Genomic DNA, 16,804 nt, shown 5'->3' with positions numbered 1-16,804 from the left:
GCCGGATGACCGACCCGCGCCATCGCCTTCAGAGCGTCACGACGATCTTGCCGAACACGTCGCGCCGCTCGATCCGCTGCAGCGCCTCGTCGATCGACTCGATCGGAATCTCGGCGTCGATCACCGGCTTCACCGTGCCGTCGCCGAGCTTGCCGAGCGAGGTGGCGAGATTGGCGATCCGGCAACCGAAGCTGCCGATCAGCCGCAATTGCTGCTGGTAGAGCTGGAACAGGTTGATCTCGGCGACGATGCCGGTGGTCGAGCCGCAGGTGACGAGCGTGCCGCCCCGGCGCAGCGAGAACAGGCTGCCGGCCCAGGTATCGACGCCGACGTGCTCGAACACCACGTCGACACCACGCTTCTTCGTCAGCTTGCGGACGACACCCTCGAAGCGCTCCTCGCGGTAGTTGATGACATGGTCGGCGCCGAGCGCCTTCGCCTTCTCGGCCTTCTCGGCACTGCCGACCGTGGTGATCACCGTCGCCCCGACGCTCTTCGCAAGCTGGATCGCCGAGGTGCCGACGCCCGAGCCTCCGGCCTGGACCAGAACGGTCTGGCCCGCCTCGAGCTTCGCGTTGTCGAACAGCATGTGCTCGGGCGTGCCGAAGGTGATCGGCGCGAGCGAGGCGTCGCGCACCGACACGCCGGCCGGCGCCGGCACCGCATGGCGCGCCTTCACCGTGACGAGTTCGCTCGCCAGCCCGTCGATATGGAAGCCGCGCACGCCGGCGACGTTCTCGCAGAGATTGTCGCGGCCGGCGCGGCAGGCCGGGCAGTGGCCGCACGTCTCGGCACCGTAGATCGCCACCACCTGGCCCGGGGTGAGATCGGTGACGCCGGGACCGACGCTCTCGACCGTTCCGGCCGCCTCGGCGCCGACGGTGAGCGGCAGCGTGCGCTTGGCAAACGCCATGCCGCGCCAGCCCCACACATCGATGTGGTTGAGCGCCACGGCGCCCATGCGGACACGGACTTCGCCTTCGCCCGGCTCGGGCGCGTCGGGGATCTCGACGAGAGCGAGCTTTCGGTCGGCTTGCAGTCTCAGAGCGCGCATGGAGTCCTGATCGTGTCGGGCGTTTGGCGCTTCCTTTAGCCGCTCGGCGCGGCGCGCGCCAGTCGGATGCGGCGAAACGGCCCGTCGCGGGAGGGATCAGGCGCCTTCCACCACCTCGAAGCCCTCGAACACCGGCGGTCCGAGATAGACGGGCTTCGCCGCGCCGGCACCGGCATGCGCCTTGCGGAAGGCGTCCGACTTCGTCCAGGCGAGGAAGTCGTCTTTCGAGCGCCAGACGGTGTGCGAAGAGTAGAGCGTCGCCTCTTCGCTCTCCGGCCCCTTCAGCAGGCGGAACTCGACGAAGCCGGGCACGCTGTCGAGATGGCGGTCGCGGGTCTTCCAGATCTCCTCGAAGGCGGCCTCGTGGCCCCGGGCGACCTGGAAGCGGTTCATGGCGATGAAGGTCATGGTCGGTCCGTCATGGCTGGTGTGGGCGTGAGCGAAAACGAGAGGAGGAGGGGCCGGGCGCGACCGGTTCCCCTCCTCCGCGCCGGGTGGGCGTCACCACACCACCCGCCCGGCGTCGTCGCAAGCGAAGATCAGCCGCCGATGCGCGAGGTGATCGCGAGCTTGATGGTCTGGCCCTTGCCGTCCTCGACGAGCACCGGCTGATAGCTCGGCGACAGGCCGAAATAGCCGCTCTGCGCGTTGGTGTAATCCTCGTCGAGCAGGTTCTCGATCGCGAAGTCGACCCGCACGTTCTTGCTCACCTGGAAGTTGGCGAACACGTTGACGAGATTGTAGGCGGGCACTTCGGTCTCGACGGCGTTGTGCCAGCCCTCGCCGATCGAGATCCACTGCATGCCGTAGGTCAGCCGCTCCTCGAAGGCGCGCATGCCGACGGTCGCGCTGAACTTGTTCTGCGGCGCATTGTTGAGATGGCCGCCGTCGTCGTTCTCCGCGTCGATCAGCGCGCCGGCGAGGCCGAGGAAGCCGGCGCCGAAGTCGTAGTTGAGCTCCGCCTCGATGCCCTCGATCGTCGCCCCGTCGATGTTCTGATACTGGCTGATGCCGCCGCCGAGCGAGACGATGTCGATATAGTCGTCGACCTCGGTGTGGAAGACGGCGACCTTGGCGCGCAGCTGGTCGACCTCCGAGAACACCCCGTCATACTTGAGATTGGTGCCGATCTCGAAGGTGCGGGCGATCTCCGGATCGAGATCGGGGTTGGGGATCCAGGAGAAGTCGTTCTGGTGCGAGCCGCCGACGAAGGTCTCGGTGATCGAGGGCGCGCGATAGCCCTCGGCATAGGTGCCGTAGAGCTGGAAGCCGGTGAGCGGCGTCACGCCGATCGTGGCGCGCGGCGACAGACGGCCGCCATCGAGGCTGACCGGATCGCCGCTCGCATCCTCGCCCTCGAGGTTGAAGCCGTCATACCGCGCGGCGGCGATCAGTTCGAGCCAGTCGCCGCGCTCGCCCTTCCATTCGAGGAAGGCGCCATAGGCTTCGCGCACGCCGGAGCCGGTCGCGCTCGCCGTCGACTTCGGCGGCGACGAGGTGGTGAGGTCCGACCAGCTGTCGGCGTCGTCGTGGAAATAATCGCCGCCATAGGTGAAGGTGTTTTCAAAGCCGAGCGCCGCGACCCGCGAGGCGTTGTGCAGGTCGAAGCCGTAGGTCTCGACCTCGAACTCGCGCCGGTCGCCGATATTGCCGGTGCTGCCGCTGTTGGTCGGACCGGTCTTCACCATGCTCGTATCGGTGTCGTTCCAGTAGGCGGTGCCCTGGAAGTCGAACAGACGATCGTCGGGATTGGAGTAGGTCCAGCGCGCGGTCGCGGCCTGGTTCTGCGTTTCGACCGCTTCGGTCGTCGCCGAAGAGAGGCCCGCCGAGCGGCTCGCGTCGTAATCGTCGTTGAAGAGGATGCCGCTCAGCTCGATCTCGTGGAATTCGGCGGGGTTGATCACCGCCTTGAGGAGGCCGTTCTCGAGCTCCTGTGCGGTATCGCCGAGCACGACGCCATTGCCGGTCGTGTAGTCGCCGTCGTTGCGGTAGACGAAATTGCCGAGCACGCCGAGCTGGTCGTTCACCTGCAGCGCGCCGGTGGTCGAGGTGACATAGCCCTCGCTGTTGAAGTCGATGCCGAACTTCTCCGACAGCGCCCAGGTCTCGCCCGGCTCGAGGAAGTCGACCGGATCGATGGTCTCGAAGGAGATGACGCCGCCGATCGCGCCGGAGCCATAGGCGTTCGCCACCGGGCCGCGGATCACCGTCGCGCTCTTCAGGATCTCCGGCTCCAGATAGAAGGTGCCATTGCCGGCATGGCTGTTGCGCGAGAAATTCTGCCGCGCACCGTCGACCGTCACCGCGACGCGGCCGAAATCCTGCAAGCCGCGAATGTTCATGATCGTGCCCGGATCATTGCCGAGCGGCGCCGTCATCACACCGGGAACGGCGCGGAAGATCTCGCTCGGCAGGCCGGCCTGGATGCGCTCCAGTTCCTCCGCCGAGACGATCGAGACGCCGGCGAGCTGGTCGATCGCCGCCTCTTCGCCCTTCGAGGCGGTGACGGTGATCGTGTCGAGCGTCGCCTTGACCTTGTTGCCCCTGACGATGATGCCGTCCTGTGCCGCCGCCTCTTCGGAAGCGGGCGCGGTCTGCGCGAAAGCCTGCGTGCCCAGCGCCAGCAGGACCGCGGTGCCCGCCATCAGCGCGTTGAAGTGCCGTCCCGAGCCCGAGACCCTCATGCCAACCCCCAAGGAATTGCTGTGGCCTGGCTCGCCGTCGGCGCTCGCGCGGTTCGGCTGGCTCGGCATTGACCCGTCACGCCGCCGCGACGGGGCGGCACGAAGGCGCCGCACTTGCGTCACTATGAAAAGGTGAGTAGTGAAGTCAACAAAATTGTTGCGAATGGTTCGCAAGTTTAGAACGAGTCGAGACTGACGCCGAGATGGCCGAGCCGGACCGATCGAAGGGCGACGGCGCCCCGCTGCGCAGCGTCACCAGCGAGGCGCTGCTCGCCGGCGAGCGCGAGCTCGCCATCCACCACGGCCCCGCCGAATACCGCCTGCGCGTGACGCGCGCCGGCAAGCTGATCCTGACCAAGGCGCCGGCCGGGCCGGTGCCCGCCTTTGGACGAACGGGAGATCCCGCGCTATGAACGCCGCCCCGCTGCCGCGCCCGACGCTGCGCCCGCCGCCCGCTTTCCTTGGACGACGCGGCCAGATTCTCCTCGGCGCCCTCGTCGCCGTCGCGATGACGCTCGTCTCGCTCGTCGACGTCGTCGCCGCGGAGCGGACGATCGTCGACGCATCCGGACGCAGCGTGACGGTGGGCGATGCGCGCCGCATCGTGACGATCGGCGGCGACGTCACCGAGACGGTCTATGCGCTCGGTGCCGCCGACCGGGTGGTGGCGCGCGACCAGACGAGCGTCTATCCGCCGGCCGTGTTCGAGAAGCCCGATGTGGGCTATATGCGCGCACTTTCCGCCGAGGGCGTGCTCTCGGTCGCACCCGATCTCATCCTCGCCGCCGAAGGCGCCGGTCCGGAGGCGACGCTCGACATCCTGAAATCGGCCGCCGTGCCGATCGTCTTCGTGCCGAAGGGCGAGACCCCGGCGGGGGCTGCGGCGAAGATCCGGCTGATCGCCGCCGCGCTCGGCCTCGAGGAGAAGGGCGCCGCGCTCGCCGGCAGCGTCGAGGCGGATTTCGAGGCGGTCGAAGCCGCGATCGCGAAGCTTCCCCCGGAAAGCCGCAAGCGGGTCGTCTTCCTCCTCTCCTTCCAGGGCGGCAAGCCGCTCGCCGCCGGCAGCGGCACCGCGGCCGACGCGATGATCGGCCTCGCCGGCGGGGTCAACCCGCTGCATGAGATCGCCGGCTATCGTCCGGCGGCCGAAGAGGCGATCGCGGCGGCGGCGCCGGACGTCGTCCTGATGATGACCCGCGGCGCCGAGGATGCGCCGAAGGCCGAGGAGATCTTCGCCGCACCCGCCTTCGCCGCGACGCCGGCGGCCCGGTCGCAGGCCCTGATCGTCATGGACGCCGCCCTGCTCAATTTCGGACCGCGCGCTGCAGCCGCCGCACGCGACCTCGCGCACCGGCTCTATCCCGATCTCGCCCTGCCCACCCTGGCGGCCGGCCGATGACGATGGCGCTCGCCACCCCGGCGGAGGGCGATCGCCGCGAGCGCGGCCGGACCGCCGTCGTCGCGCTCACCATCCTCGTCGCCGCCGTCGCCCTCGCCTCGCTCGCGATCGGGCCGGCCGGCGTCGATGCGACCGAGGTGGTGCGCCTGACCGGCGATCTCCTCGCCGGGCGCGATCCCGCCGAAGCCCGCCTCGGCCATGTCGTGCTGTTCGACATCCGCATGCCGCGCACTCTGCTCGGCCTCGTCGTCGGCGGCGCGCTCGGCATCGCCGGGGCGATGATGCAGGGACTCTTCCGCAATCCGCTCGCCGATCCGGGCATTGTCGGCGTCTCGTCCGGCGCGGCCCTCGGCGCGGTCGCGGCGATCACGCTCGGCGGCGGCGTCACGCTTCCCGTGCTCGGCGCGCTCGGCATCGGGCTGCTGCCTGCCGCAGCCTTCACCGGCGGCCTCGTCACCACCGTGCTCCTCTATCTGATCGCCACGCGGCAGGGCCGCACCTCGGTCGCCACCATGCTGCTCGCCGGCATTGCGCTCGGCGCGCTCGCCGGGGCCGTGACCGCCTATCTGATCTTCCGTTCCGACGACCTGCAATTGCGGGAATTCACCTTCTGGTCGCTCGGCGGGCTCGGCGGCGCGACCTGGACGAAGGCGGTCATCGCCGCCGTGCTGTGCGCCGGCGTGTTCGTCGCCGCGCCGCTGATCGGCCGCGCCCTCGACATGCTCGTCCTCGGCGAGGCCGAGGCGCGCCATCTCGGCATCGAGGTCGATCGCATGAAGCGGATCATCATCGTGCTCGTCGCGCTCGCCGTCGGCACCTCGGTCGCCTTCGCCGGGGTGATCGGCTTCGTCGGCATCGTCGTGCCGCACCTCCTGCGCCTGTCGATCGGGCCGGAGCACCGGCTGCTCCTGCCCGCCTCCGCGCTGCTCGGGGGCGCGCTGCTCGTCACCGCCGACATGCTCTGCCGCATCCTCGTCGCGCCGGCGGAACTGCCGATCGGCATCCTCACCGCCGTGCTCGGCGCGCCCTTCTTCCTCTGGCTGCTGCTGCGCCGTCGCGGCCTCGTCGATCTCTGAGGCCGTCATGATCGAGGTCCAATCGCTCACCATCCGGATCCGCGGCCGCACGCTTCTCGACCGTGTCACGACGGCGGCCGCGCCGGGCGAGGTCACCGTCGTGGTCGGCCCCAACGGCGCCGGCAAGTCGACGCTCCTGAAAGCGATCTGCGGCGATCTCGCGCCCGCTTCCGGCGCCGTGCGACTCGACGGCACGCCGATCGCGGCGATGCGGGCGGCCGAGCTCGCCGCACGCCGCGCCGTGCTGCCGCAATCGTCCGCGCTCGCCTTCCCCTTCACGGTCTACGAGGTGGTGCGACTCGGTCTGCGGGCGGGGGGCCGGCTCGGCGGAAGCGAGGAACGCGCGCTCGTCGCCGAGGCGCTGGCACGCGTCGACCTCGCGGGCTTCGGCGGCCGGTTCTTCCAGGAGCTCTCGGGCGGCGAGCAACAGCGCGTCCATCTCGCCCGGGTGCTCGCGCAGGTCCGCGAACCCGTCGTCGACGGCCGGCCGCGCTGGCTGCTGCTCGACGAGCCGACCTCGAGCCTCGACCTGCGGCACCAGCTCTCCACTCTCGACGTCGCGCGCGACTTCGCGGCCGCCGGCGGCGGCGTGATCGCCGTGCTGCACGATCTCAACCTCGCCGCGCTCTATGCCGACCGGCTCGTCGTCGTCCATCGCGGCACGATCGCCGCCGACGGACCGCCCGCCGCGGTGATCACCGACGAGATGATGGCACGGGTGTTCGGCGTCCGCATCCGGGTCGGCGCGCCGCCGCCGGCCGGCACGGCCTTCGTGCTGCCGCAGACGATCGGCCGCTAGCTCAGCCGGCGATGGCGGCGAAGCGCATCGAACGCAGCCATTCGCCGGCCTCCTCGCGCGGCATCGGCTTGCCGAACAGATAGCCCTGGACCACGTCACAGCCGTGCTGGCGCAGGAACCGCACCTGCGCCGGCGTCTCGACGCCTTCCGCCACCACGCTCACCGACAGGCTCCGGCCGAGGCCCAGCACCGCCTTGACGATCGCCGCGTTGGACGCATCGCGCTCGATATCGGCGACGAAGGAGCGGTCGATCTTCAGCCGGTCGACCGGCAGCCGCTTCAGATGGGTGAGCGAGGCGTGGCCGGTGCCGAAATCGTCGAGCACGATGCGCACGCCGAGATCGTGCAGCCGCTCGAGCAGCGCCACCACCTCGGCGGCACGGCGGCCGAGCGTCACCGTCTCGGTCACCTCGATCTCCAGCCGCCAGGCGGGCAGGTCGAACGCCGCGAGCGTGTCGGCGATGAGGCCGACGAGATCTTCGCCGCGCAGCTGGTCGGCACCGAGATTGACCGCAACCGTGCCGGGCTCCAGCCCCTCGTCGAGCCATTGCCGGATCTGGCCGAGCGCCGTGTGCAAGACCTGCGCGCCGAGCGGCTGCATCAGCCCGGAGCTTTCGGCGATCGGTACGAAGCTGTCCGGCGGGATGACGCCCCAGTTCGGGTGCTCCCAGCGCACCAGCGCCTCGAATCCGGCGACCCGCCGCTTCTCCAGCTCGACGAGCGGCTGGAAATAGACGTCGAGCTGGCGCCGCTCGATCGCGTGGCGCAGATCGTCGAGCAGGCGCCGCCGCTCCTCGACGGCGAGCCGCATGGCGCGCGAGAAGAAATGCGCCACCTCGCCGCCCTCGCCCTTCGCCGAATAGAGGGCGAGATCGGCATTGCGCTGCAGGCTTTCCGGATCCTGCCCGTCCTCGGGCCAGCGCGACACGCCGATCGAGGCGCCGACCGAGACGAAGGCGCCCTCGACGAGGATCGGCGCAGAGAGGGCGTCGAGCAGTTCCCGTGTCCGGCGCTCGAGCGAGGTCCGCTCGACGAGATCGGGGAGAATCAGTGCGAATTCGTCGCCGCCGAGCCGCGCCACCACATCGCCGGCCCGCGCGAGGCGCATCAGCCGGACACCGATCTCCTTCAGGACGGCGTCGCCGGCGGCATGGCCGCGCGTGTCGTTGATGTCCTTGAATCCGTCGAGATCGACCAGGATCAGCGCGCCGCAGGACTCCGCCCCGCCCATCGCCCGGCCGAGCCGATCGACGAACTGCGCCCGGTTGGCGAGGCCGGTCACGGTGTCGTGCAGCGCCAGATGCTCGATCCGCTCGCGCGCCCGCACCTCGTCCGACACGTCGCGCAGGATGCCGATCATCTCCCGCTCGCCGGTCGCCTCATCGGTGAAGACCGCGCCCCGCACCGCCACGTGACGCACCATGCCGGAGCGGGTGACGATGCGATGGCGCAGATCATAGACTTCGCCCGTCTGAAAGGCCGCGAGAAACTGCGCCCGTACCGCCCCACGTTCATCCTCCGGCAGAAGCCCGTTCACCTCGTCCGCATGGACGGTCAGATGATCGAGCTCATAGATCGCGGCGAGCGAAGTCGAGATTTCGAACACCCGCCGCTGCGGATCGTAGCGCCAGTCGCCGAGCCCGCCGATCTCCTGGGCCGTGATCAGCTGGCGCTCGCGATCGCGCAGCTTCTGCTCGATCGTCTTGATCCGCGTGACGTCGCGCTCGTTGACGAGCACATGAAGATCGCCGGTCACCGGATCCCGGATGGGACTGACGTCGAGCCCGTGCCAGCGAGCGCCATTGAGCGTCGCGACGCGATAGATGCCGCCCGAGGTCGCGCCGGCGAGAGAGGCCTGCCAGAGCGCCGCGCCCTCGGCGCGATCGACGAAGCGGTCGACGAAGCGGTGCTGCGCCCCGCCGAAGGCGGCCATCGCGGCCGGATTGCGGAACACCGCAGCGCCGCCGCAGTCGTAGAGCCAGACCATGGTGCGGATGTGGTGCAGTACCTCGACGGCGCGGCGGTCTTCGCGGTCGCCCGCCTCGATCTCGGCCGCCTCGAACATCAGGCCGATGCGGCCGTCCTCGAGCACGACCGCACTGAGGCGGCAGTCGAGCGTCATGCTGCGGACGGGCGGAAAGAAGGTCCAGCGGTCGTCGATCGTGCCGCCCGATACGGAGAGCCGGTCGCGATAGTCGGAGAGCACGATCCGCGTCGCGATCGAATCGTCCATCAGCCGCCCGACATCGCCCGTATCCGCCGCCGCGAGGCCGAACAGCCGCAGCGCCGCCGGATTGGCGGACGCGAAAACGCGCCGGTCGAGATCGTAGACGAAGATCGGCCGGCCCAGGAGCGACAGGGGCAGATCCGTAATGGTCGGCAGCACGGCGGGGACGATCGGAACCTCGGTCCGGGGCATGGCGGCCTTTCGAAGCCGGCGATCACCTTGTGGAACCACAGATCGCCGCGGCCCTCAATCCCCGTGCGGCCGAAAAGTCCCCGGATCAGGAGGCCGGGCGCCGCGCCGGCCGCGACGGCAGGGCGGCGAGCGCGGCGCCGGCGACGACGAGGAGGGTGGCGAGCGCCAGCGCCCAGCTCGCCGGCGCAGCCCCGGCCGCGACGAGCAGGATCATCGAGAGCGGCGGCGTCGCATAGGAGAGCGCGCCGAGAAGGCCGACATCGCCTTTCTTGGTCGCGTGGTCCCAGGCGACGAAGGCCGCCCCCACGGGCCCGGCGCCGAGCACGGCGAGGGCGATGGCGGTCGTCGCGTCCGGCACGACGAAGGCCTCGCCGGCGACGACATGGCCGACCGCACCGAGCAGCGCGACCGCGGCGCAGACGCCGATCATCGGCACGCTGCCGGGCGCGCCGATCCGGTTGTTGAGGACCGAGTAGAAGCTCCACAGGAAGGCGCAGGCGAAAGCGCAGAGATAGCCGGCGAGCGCCGCGCCGCTCGTCTCCATTGTGACGCTGCCGCCGACCAGCATCACCGTCGCGCCGAAGCCGACGAGGCCGCCGGCGAGCTGCGGCCAGCCGAGCCGCGTCGTGCCGCCGGGGATCACCCCGGCGAGGATGACGATCAGCAGCGGCCAGAGATAGTTGATCACCGTCACCGTGCCGACGGGCGCGAGCCGGAAGCTGACGAAATAGAGCGCGTGATAGAGGAAGATGCCGAGGATCGAGAGCGCCCAGGCCCGCGCCGGCCAGGCCTTGAGCCCGGCCCGGATGCCGCCGGGCCCCTCTGTGAAGAGGAAGCCGACCGATACCGTGACCGCGCCGATCGCGAAGGTGATGGCGAGCGCCTCGAACACCGGGATCGACCGGCTCATCGTGGTGACGAGCGCGAGCGTCGACCAGAGCAGGATGGCGACGCCGCCGATGAGCGTCGCCGAACGTCTCGATCCCGCCATCGTCACTTCGCCTGGGCGAGGATCAGCCGCACCGCAAAGGCGCCCATCACGCCGGCGAAGACGTAGTCCACGGCGCGTGTCGCCCGCGGCGAGCGCTTCAGCCAGGCGGCGATCGACCCGGCGAACCAGATCAGCACGGCCGAGATCGGCGTCGCCACAACGACGAAGGTGAGACCGAGGAAGATCAGCTTGCCGGCGGCGTGGGGATCGTTCGCGTCGACGAATTGCGGCAGGAAGGTCACGAAGAAGACGATGATCTTCGGATTGAGGAGGTTGACGCCGAGGCCCTTCAGATAGACCGCGCCGATCGTCTCCGCCTTGCCGGCGCCCCCGACCGAGAGCGCCGAACCGTGCCTGAGCGACTGGACGGCGAGATAGACGAGATAGGCGGCGCCGACGATCTTCAGGACGAGGAAGGCGGTCGCGGAGGCGGCGAGGAGCGCGGAGAGGCCGACCGCCACCAGCACGGTGTGGACGACGAGCCCGGTCGAGGCGCCGGCGAAGGCGGCGAAGCCGGCGGCGCGCGACTGGCTGACGGCCTTGCCGACGAACATCGTCATGTCCGGCCCCGGCGTCAGCGTCAGCACGACGACCGCGACGAGATAGGCGGCGAGGATGGGAGAGGAGGGAATGAAATCGAGCATGGCGAGCGCTCCTGCGGCGCGCGACCATAGCGCAAGCCGCGGCGAAAGCGAGAGGCCGCCGCGCGGCAACGGGGCGCGCTGGGAAAGCGTCGTCCGCATGGGTTATCATCGCCGTCGCAAGAGGCGGCGAGGGAGCTCGTTTTGGTGGATGTGAGCGGTCGAGACGGGAGACACGCCGGGTCGGAAGGCCGGTTCGGCGCCGTGTTGCGCGCCCTGCCTCCGGATCCGGGCGGCTTCCTGCGGCGTTCCGGACCGATCACCCGGACGACCATCGCCCTCGTTCTGGTGTCCCTCGTCTTCATCCTCTTCCCCGGCCTCGACATCGCCGCGACACGGCTGTTCTACGTTGCCGGAGAGGGCTTCCCGGCCAGCCGGATGACGTTCCTGCGGGACCTGCGGGACCTCAACGACGACCTGCTGATGCTCGCCGCCGTGGTCATCGTCGCCTCCTTCCTGTCCAAGCTGCGCTTTCCCCGCCGTCCGTCGCCCGTGCCGCCGCACGTCGTCGCCTTCGTGCTCGGCACGCTCGCGCTCGGCACCGGGCTGATCGTCAACGGCCTCTTCAAGAGCTTTTCCGGCCGGCCGCGGCCGATCGCCACCGATCTCTTCGGCGGGAAGATGGAGTTCATTCCGGCCTGGAATTTCGACGGGCTCTGCCAGCGCAACTGCTCCTTCATCTCGGGCGAGGGCTCGTCCGCGATGTGGCTCGTCGTCTTCGTGCTCCTCCTGCCGCGGCCGGCGCGCGGCATCGCCTTCGCGCTTCTGCTGCCGCTCGTCGCCGCCCTGTCGCTCAACCGCGTCGCCTTCGGCGGCCATTATCTCTCCGACGTGCTGATCGCCTGGTGCGTGACGCTGATCGTCATCCTCGCCCTCTATCGCGTGCTGATCGTCGATCCGCGGGCCCGGCGCTGGAGCCGGCGCGCCGACGCCGCGCTCGGGCTCGCCATCGCGCGCGGCCGCGCCCGCCTCGCCGCCTGGTGGCGGGGCGAGGCCGCGGACGAGCGGGCGTGACGGCGGCCGGCGCGCCCTCCGGCGCGGCAGTGCGCAGGGCATGGCTCGCTCTCGTCGCCGCGCTCGTCGTGCTCGCGGGCCTGCGCGTCGCCGGGCTCCTCTCGGCGCGGACCGACCTCGTGATGGACGAGGCGCAGTATTGGGATTGGTCGCGCGCGCTCGCCTTCGGCTATTATTCGAAGCCGCCGCTGATCGGCTGGCTGATCGCGCTCACCGGTCCGCTCTGCGGCGCCGGCGAGGCCTGCGTCCGGCTGCCCTCGCCGATCCTGCATGCCGCGACCGCGCTGATGATCGGACTCGCGGGGCGCAGCTTCTACGACGATCGCACCGGCATCACCGCCGCGCTCCTCTATGCGCTCGCGCCCGGCGTCGCCTTCTCCGCCCGCATCATCTCGACCGACGTGCCGCTCCTCTTCTGCTTCGCGACCGCGCTCTTCGCCTTCGGCCGGCTGCGGGCCGGCGGCAGCCGGGGCGATCCGCTGCTGCTCGGCCTCGCGCTCGGCTTCGGGCTGCTCGCCAAATATGCGATGGTCTATTTCCTCGGCTGCGCGCTGGTCGCCGCGGTCCTCGATCCGGCGAGCCGGGGCGTCGTGACGAGCCGCCGTTTCGTCTTCTCGGTCGTGATCGGCCTAGCGATCGTCGCGCCGAACCTCCTGTGGAACCTCGACAACGGCTTCGCCACCTTCCGCCACACCGGCGACAACATCCGCGGTGGCGGTTTCGATTTCGACCCCTCCGACATCGCCGGCTTCCTCGCCGCACAGTTCGGCATCATCGGCCCCTTCGTCTTCGCCGCGCTCCTCGTCGCGGCGGTCCGCGCCGTCCGGCGGACGCCGGAGCCGAGCGACCGGGTGATGCTCGCCTTTTCGCTACCGATCCTCGCCGCCGTCTGCCTCGTCGCCTTCGCCGTGCGGGCGCACGCCAACTGGGGCGCCACCGCGCTCGTCGCGACCGTCATCCTCGCCGCCGCGTTGCTGCGGCGCGAGCGTCCGCGCCTCGTCGCGGCGAGCCTCCTCTTCGGCCTCGTCGCGCAGGGCGTGCTCTTCGCCGCGGACGCCGCCGCACCACGGGTGACGCTGCCCTTCCTCGCCCGGGGCGACATCTACCGGCCGGTGCTCGGCTGGCCGGAACTCGCCCGCCGCACCGCCGCGCTCGCCGCGGAGCACGGCGTCGACACGGTCGTGGCGGCGAACCGCACCGATCAGGCGGAGCTGACCTATTATCTGCGCGACGCGACGCTTTCCGTCCTCGCCTGGCCCGGCGGCGAGCGGCCGAGCCAGCATTTCGAACTCACCCGAAGCCTGCTCGACCGGCCGGCGCCGGAACGCCTGCTCTTCATCTCGGCCTGCGAACGGGAGGCCGATCTCGCCGCCGCCTATCTGCGGGTAACGCCGCTCGCGCCGATCGTGGTGGCGACCGGGCCGACCACGGAGCGCGTGCACCTGCCTTATCTCCTCGAGGCGCCGCGCGGCGGTGTCCTGATGCCGCTTCCCGGCTGCTAGGGCGATTGTCCGCGGCCCGGCCGCGGTCTATAAGCCGCGCCAGCTTCCTCCTCACTTTCCACGGTCGGACCGGCACAGATGGCAGACGTCAAGAAGGTGGTTCTCGCCTATTCGGGCGGGCTCGACACCTCGATCATCCTGAAATGGCTCCAGGTCACCTATGGCGCCGAGGTTGTGACCTTCACCGCCGATCTCGGCCAGGGCGAGGAGCTCGGGCCGGCGCGCCGGAAGGCCGAGATGCTCGGCATCAAGCAGATCTATATCGAGGATCTGCGCGAGGAGTTCGTACGGGATTTCGTCTTCCCGATGTTCCGGATGAACGCCCTCTATGAGGGCGTCTACCTGCTCGGGACCTCGATCGCCCGGCCGCTGATCGCCAAGCGCCTGGTCGAGATCGCCCATGAGACGGGCGCCGATGCGATCGCCCATGGCGCCACGGGCAAGGGCAATGATCAGGTCCGCTTCGAGCTGACCGCCTATGCGCTCGATCCCAACATCAAGGTGATCGCGCCGTGGCGCGAATGGGAGTTCAAGTCGCGCACCGACCTGATCGATTTCGCCGAGAAGAACCAGATCCCGGTGCCGAGGGACAAGGTCGGCGAGGCACCCTTCTCGGTCGACGCCAACCTTCTCCACTCCTCCTCGGAGGGCAAGGTGCTCGAGGACCCGGCGAAGGAGCCGCCGCCTTACGTCTTCATGCGCACCATCGCGCCGGAGGAGGCGCCCGATACGCCGACCTATGTCACGGTCGGCTTCGAGAAGGGCGACGCCGTCTCGGTCGACGGCGTGCGGCTGTCCCCGGCGGAATTGCTGACGAAGCTCAACGAACTCGGCCGCGACAACGGCATCGGCCGCATCGACCTCGTCGAGAACCGGTTCGTCGGCATGAAGTCGCGCGGCATCTACGAGACGCCGGGCGGCACGATCCTGCTCGCCGCGCACCGGGCGATCGAATCGCTCACGCTCGACCGCGAGGCGGCGCATCTCAAGGACAGCCTGATGCCCCGTTATGCGGAGCTCGTCTATTACGGCTTCTGGTTCGCGCCCGAGCGCGAGATGCTGCAGGCGCTGGTCGACAGGAGCCAGGAGCATGTCGAGGGCGAGGTGCGGCTGAAGCTCTACAAGGGCAATGTCATCGTCGTCGGCCGCGAGAGCCCGAAATCGCTCTATTCCGACGCGCTCGTCACCTTCGAGGACGATCGCGGCGCCTACGACCAGAAGGACGCCGCCGGCTTCATCCGGCTGAACGCGCTGCGGCTGCGCACGCTGTCCGCCCGCAAGCGCCGCTTCTCCTGACCGGCGCAGACCACGGGCGCGCCGCGGCGAGGGTCGCGACGCGCCGACGCGGGTGAAGCCCCTCGCCGCACCCCGGCCGAATCGGATAGCGAGAGGCGATGTCCGTTTCGCTCGATCCGGCCCGCGCCGCGCTTAAATCCGTCTTCGGCTATGACGATTTCCGTCCCGGCCAGGACGAGGTGATCGGCGCGGTGCTCGCCGGCGAGGACGTGCTCGCCGTGATGCCGACCGGCTCCGGCAAGTCGATGTGCTACCAATTGCCGGCGGTGGTCGATGGCGGGCTGACCGTCGTCGTCTCGCCGCTCGTCGCCCTGATGCGCGATCAGGTCGGCCAGCTCGCCCATGTCGGCGTCGCCGCGGCGACGCTCAATTCGACGATCGGCGAGGAGGAGAACGGCGCGGCGCTGAGGGCCCTGCGGGACGGCAGCCTGCGGCTCCTCTTCGTCTCGCCGGAGCGGCTGTCGGGCGACAATTTCCTCTCCCTGCTCGCCAATGCGGGCGTCCGCCGGCTGGCGATCGACGAGGCGCACTGCGTCTCGCAATGGGGCCACGACTTCCGGCCGGAATATCGCCGGCTCGCCGCGGTGCGCCGGGCGCTCGGCGGGCCGCAGACGATCGCCCTCACCGCGACCGCGGACGCCGCCACCCGCGCCGACATCGCCCGCGAGCTGTTCCCCGCGCCGCCGCGCGTGCTCGTCCACTCCTTCGACCGGCCCAACCTGATGCTGCGTTTCGCGCCGAAGGAGAAGCCGCGCAGCCAGATCGAGGATTTTCTCGCCCGCCATCGCGGCGCGAGCGGCATCGTCTACGCCTCCTCCCGCGACAAGACCGAGAAGCTCGCCGACTGGCTGTCGGGAAAGGGCGTGCGGGCGCTCCCCTATCACGCCGGCCTCGACGCGGCCGTGCGGGCGAACAACCAGGACCTCTTCCTGCGCGAGGACGGCATCGTCATCGTCGGCACGGTCGCCTTCGGCATGGGCATCAACAAGCCGGACGTCCGCTTCGTCGTCCATGCCGACATGCCGGCCGGCGTCGAGGCCTATTACCAGGAGATCGGCCGGGCGGGGCGCGACGGGCTGCCGGCCGACACGCTCACCCTCTACGGCCTCGAGGACATGGCCTTCCGCCGCCGGCAGATAGACGACAAGCCGGTCGACGAGGAACGCCGACGCATCGAGCACCGCCGGCTCACCGCCATGCTGGCCCTCGCGGAGGGCGCGGTCTGCCGCCGCCAGACGCTGCTCGCCTATTTCGGCGAGGAGAGCGGCCCATGCGGACGCTGCGACCTCTGCCGCGAGGGCGCCCGGCTCGTCGACGCGACCGTCGACGCCCAGAAGCTCCTCTCCGCGGTGGTGCGCACGGGTCAGCGCTTCGGCGCCGGCCATCTCGCCGATGTGTTGACCGGCAATGCCACCGAGGCGGTCGCCCGCCACGGCCACGAGCGGCTGAAGACCTTCGGCGTCGGCGCCGACCGTTCGAAACGCGACTGGCAGACGCTCGCCCGCCAGCTCTTCGCGGTCGGCGCGCTCACGACCGCGAGCGAAGAGCACGGCGGCTTCGGCCTGTCGGAGAAGGGCGAGGCGATCCTCTTCGGCCGCGAGCGGATCGAACTGCGCGCCCTGGCCGAGGCGGCTGCGCCACCGCGGCGGTCGCGCCTCGGCGGCGGTCCGCGCGAAAACCGCGCCGACGGTCTCGACGAAACGACCGCAGCGCTCTTCGAGCAGCTCCGGGCGCTCCGGCGCGAGATCGCCGCCGACGAGGGCGTGCCGGCCTATATGGTCTTCCCCGACCGGACGCTCATCGAGATGGCGGAGAGCCGCCCGGCGACGCTCGACGAACTGCGTCATGTCCAGGGCGTCGGCGAGAAGAAGCTCGCCCTCTATGGCGAGGCTTTCCTCGAGGCGATCGCGACCGCGGCCTGAGCGCGCA

14 protein-coding genes are annotated in these 16,804 nt (G+C 70.2%); 8 read left to right on the top strand and 6 right to left on the bottom strand.

Annotation, left to right across the window (positions count from 1 at the left end; translation table 11 throughout):
* Window positions 1–28: 28 nt before the first annotated feature.
* The 3 genes from GGQ63_RS10710 to GGQ63_RS10700 all read right to left on the bottom strand — a co-directional run bounded on the left by GGQ63_RS10710 (window position 29) and on the right by GGQ63_RS10700 (window position 3,738).
* The gene (locus tag GGQ63_RS10710; protein WP_183855600.1) at window positions 29–1,054 is read right to left on the bottom strand and encodes a zinc-binding dehydrogenase; all 1,026 of its coding nucleotides are present in this window, start codon (window positions 1,052–1,054) and stop codon (window positions 29–31) included.
* Window positions 1,055–1,150: 96 nt separating this feature from the next.
* On the bottom strand, window positions 1,151–1,462 hold the full coding sequence (gene hmuQ / locus GGQ63_RS10705) for a heme-degrading protein HmuQ (RefSeq protein ID WP_183855598.1): 312 nt from the start codon (window positions 1,460–1,462) through the stop codon (window positions 1,151–1,153).
* Between the two features lie 131 nt (window positions 1,463–1,593).
* Window positions 1,594–3,738, bottom strand: a complete 2,145-nt coding sequence (locus GGQ63_RS10700; RefSeq protein WP_183855596.1) for a TonB-dependent hemoglobin/transferrin/lactoferrin family receptor — start codon at window positions 3,736–3,738, stop codon at window positions 1,594–1,596.
* A 203-nt stretch (window positions 3,739–3,941) separates the two neighbouring features.
* On the opposite strand from GGQ63_RS10700, the gene GGQ63_RS10695 reads away from it, so the two are divergent.
* Genes GGQ63_RS10695 through GGQ63_RS10680 form a run of 4 tightly spaced genes read left to right on the top strand, consistent with a single transcriptional unit; the run spans window position 3,942 to window position 7,012 of the window.
* On the top strand, window positions 3,942–4,151 hold the full coding sequence (locus GGQ63_RS10695) for a hemin uptake protein HemP (protein ID WP_183855594.1): 210 nt from the start codon (window positions 3,942–3,944) through the stop codon (window positions 4,149–4,151).
* The gene (locus tag GGQ63_RS10690; protein WP_183855592.1) at window positions 4,148–5,137 is read left to right on the top strand and encodes a heme/hemin ABC transporter substrate-binding protein; all 990 of its coding nucleotides are present in this window, start codon (window positions 4,148–4,150) and stop codon (window positions 5,135–5,137) included. Before GGQ63_RS10695 ends, GGQ63_RS10690 begins: the two co-directional genes overlap by 4 nt.
* Complete coding sequence (locus GGQ63_RS10685) at window positions 5,134–6,213, top strand: FecCD family ABC transporter permease (protein WP_183855590.1); 1,080 nt, start codon at window positions 5,134–5,136, stop codon at window positions 6,211–6,213. Before GGQ63_RS10690 ends, GGQ63_RS10685 begins: the two co-directional genes overlap by 4 nt.
* 7 nt (window positions 6,214–6,220) lie before the next feature.
* A complete protein-coding gene (locus GGQ63_RS10680) occupies window positions 6,221–7,012 on the top strand; it encodes a heme ABC transporter ATP-binding protein (protein ID WP_183855588.1) in 792 nt (263 codons plus the stop codon).
* 1 nt (window position 7,013) lies between these two features.
* Here GGQ63_RS10680 and GGQ63_RS10675 read toward each other — a convergent pair whose 3' ends face one another.
* The 3 genes from GGQ63_RS10675 to GGQ63_RS10665 form a co-directional block, all read right to left on the bottom strand.
* Window positions 7,014–9,431 carry a sensor domain-containing protein gene (locus GGQ63_RS10675; RefSeq protein WP_183855586.1) on the bottom strand — a complete coding sequence of 806 codons (2,418 nt, stop codon included), beginning with the start codon at window positions 9,429–9,431 and terminating at the stop codon, window positions 7,014–7,016.
* Window positions 9,432–9,516: 85 nt separating this feature from the next.
* On the bottom strand, window positions 9,517–10,422 hold the full coding sequence (locus GGQ63_RS10670) for a DMT family transporter (RefSeq protein ID WP_183855584.1): 906 nt from the start codon (window positions 10,420–10,422) through the stop codon (window positions 9,517–9,519).
* A 2-nt stretch (window positions 10,423–10,424) separates the two neighbouring features.
* Window positions 10,425–11,066: a LysE family translocator gene (locus tag GGQ63_RS10665; protein WP_183855582.1), complete on the bottom strand. Its 642-nt coding sequence runs from the start codon at window positions 11,064–11,066 to the stop codon at window positions 10,425–10,427.
* Window positions 11,067–11,270: 204 nt separating this feature from the next.
* Between GGQ63_RS10665 and GGQ63_RS10660 the strand changes: the two genes are divergently transcribed.
* The 4 genes from GGQ63_RS10660 to recQ all read left to right on the top strand — a co-directional run bounded on the left by GGQ63_RS10660 (window position 11,271) and on the right by recQ (window position 16,797).
* A complete protein-coding gene (locus GGQ63_RS10660; RefSeq protein WP_183855580.1) occupies window positions 11,271–12,077 on the top strand; it encodes a phosphatase PAP2 family protein in 807 nt (268 codons plus the stop codon).
* Window positions 12,074–13,579: a glycosyltransferase family 39 protein gene (locus GGQ63_RS10655; RefSeq protein ID WP_183855578.1), complete on the top strand. Its 1,506-nt coding sequence runs from the start codon at window positions 12,074–12,076 to the stop codon at window positions 13,577–13,579. The genes GGQ63_RS10660 and GGQ63_RS10655 overlap by 4 nt, the downstream gene beginning before the upstream one ends.
* Before the next feature lie 78 nt (window positions 13,580–13,657).
* Window positions 13,658–14,875, top strand: coding sequence for an argininosuccinate synthase (locus tag GGQ63_RS10650; RefSeq protein ID WP_183855575.1), 1,218 nt, complete (start codon window positions 13,658–13,660; stop codon window positions 14,873–14,875).
* A gap of 98 nt (window positions 14,876–14,973) precedes the next feature.
* On the top strand, window positions 14,974–16,797 hold the full coding sequence (recQ, locus tag GGQ63_RS10645) for a DNA helicase RecQ (protein ID WP_183855573.1): 1,824 nt from the start codon (window positions 14,974–14,976) through the stop codon (window positions 16,795–16,797).
* The last annotated feature ends 7 nt before the right edge of the window (window positions 16,798–16,804 follow it).

Source organism: Prosthecomicrobium pneumaticum, from assembly GCF_014199915.1.
Lineage (GTDB): Bacteria > Pseudomonadota > Alphaproteobacteria > Rhizobiales > Kaistiaceae > Prosthecomicrobium > Prosthecomicrobium pneumaticum.
The sequence above is the reverse complement of the archived record's forward strand: the minus strand, read 5'-3'. Positions and strand labels throughout refer to the sequence as shown.

Coding starts and splice junctions, on each gene's coding strand:
- GGQ63_RS10710 (WP_183855600.1), bottom strand. CDS start 1,054: ATGCGCGCTCTGAGACTGCAAGCCGACCGAAAGCTCGCTCTCGTCGAG.
- hmuQ (WP_183855598.1), bottom strand. CDS start 1,462: ATGACCTTCATCGCCATGAACCGCTTCCAGGTCGCCCGGGGCCACGAG.
- GGQ63_RS10700 (WP_183855596.1), bottom strand. CDS start 3,738: ATGAGGGTCTCGGGCTCGGGACGGCACTTCAACGCGCTGATGGCGGGC.
- GGQ63_RS10695 (WP_183855594.1), top strand. CDS start 3,942: ATGGCCGAGCCGGACCGATCGAAGGGCGACGGCGCCCCGCTGCGCAGC.
- GGQ63_RS10690 (WP_183855592.1), top strand. CDS start 4,148: ATGAACGCCGCCCCGCTGCCGCGCCCGACGCTGCGCCCGCCGCCCGCT.
- GGQ63_RS10685 (WP_183855590.1), top strand. CDS start 5,134: ATGACGATGGCGCTCGCCACCCCGGCGGAGGGCGATCGCCGCGAGCGC.
- GGQ63_RS10680 (WP_183855588.1), top strand. CDS start 6,221: ATGATCGAGGTCCAATCGCTCACCATCCGGATCCGCGGCCGCACGCTT.
- GGQ63_RS10675 (WP_183855586.1), bottom strand. CDS start 9,431: ATGCCCCGGACCGAGGTTCCGATCGTCCCCGCCGTGCTGCCGACCATT.
- GGQ63_RS10670 (WP_183855584.1), bottom strand. CDS start 10,422: ATGGCGGGATCGAGACGTTCGGCGACGCTCATCGGCGGCGTCGCCATC.
- GGQ63_RS10665 (WP_183855582.1), bottom strand. CDS start 11,066: ATGCTCGATTTCATTCCCTCCTCTCCCATCCTCGCCGCCTATCTCGTC.
- GGQ63_RS10650 (WP_183855575.1), top strand. CDS start 13,658: ATGGCAGACGTCAAGAAGGTGGTTCTCGCCTATTCGGGCGGGCTCGAC.
- recQ (WP_183855573.1), top strand. CDS start 14,974: ATGTCCGTTTCGCTCGATCCGGCCCGCGCCGCGCTTAAATCCGTCTTC.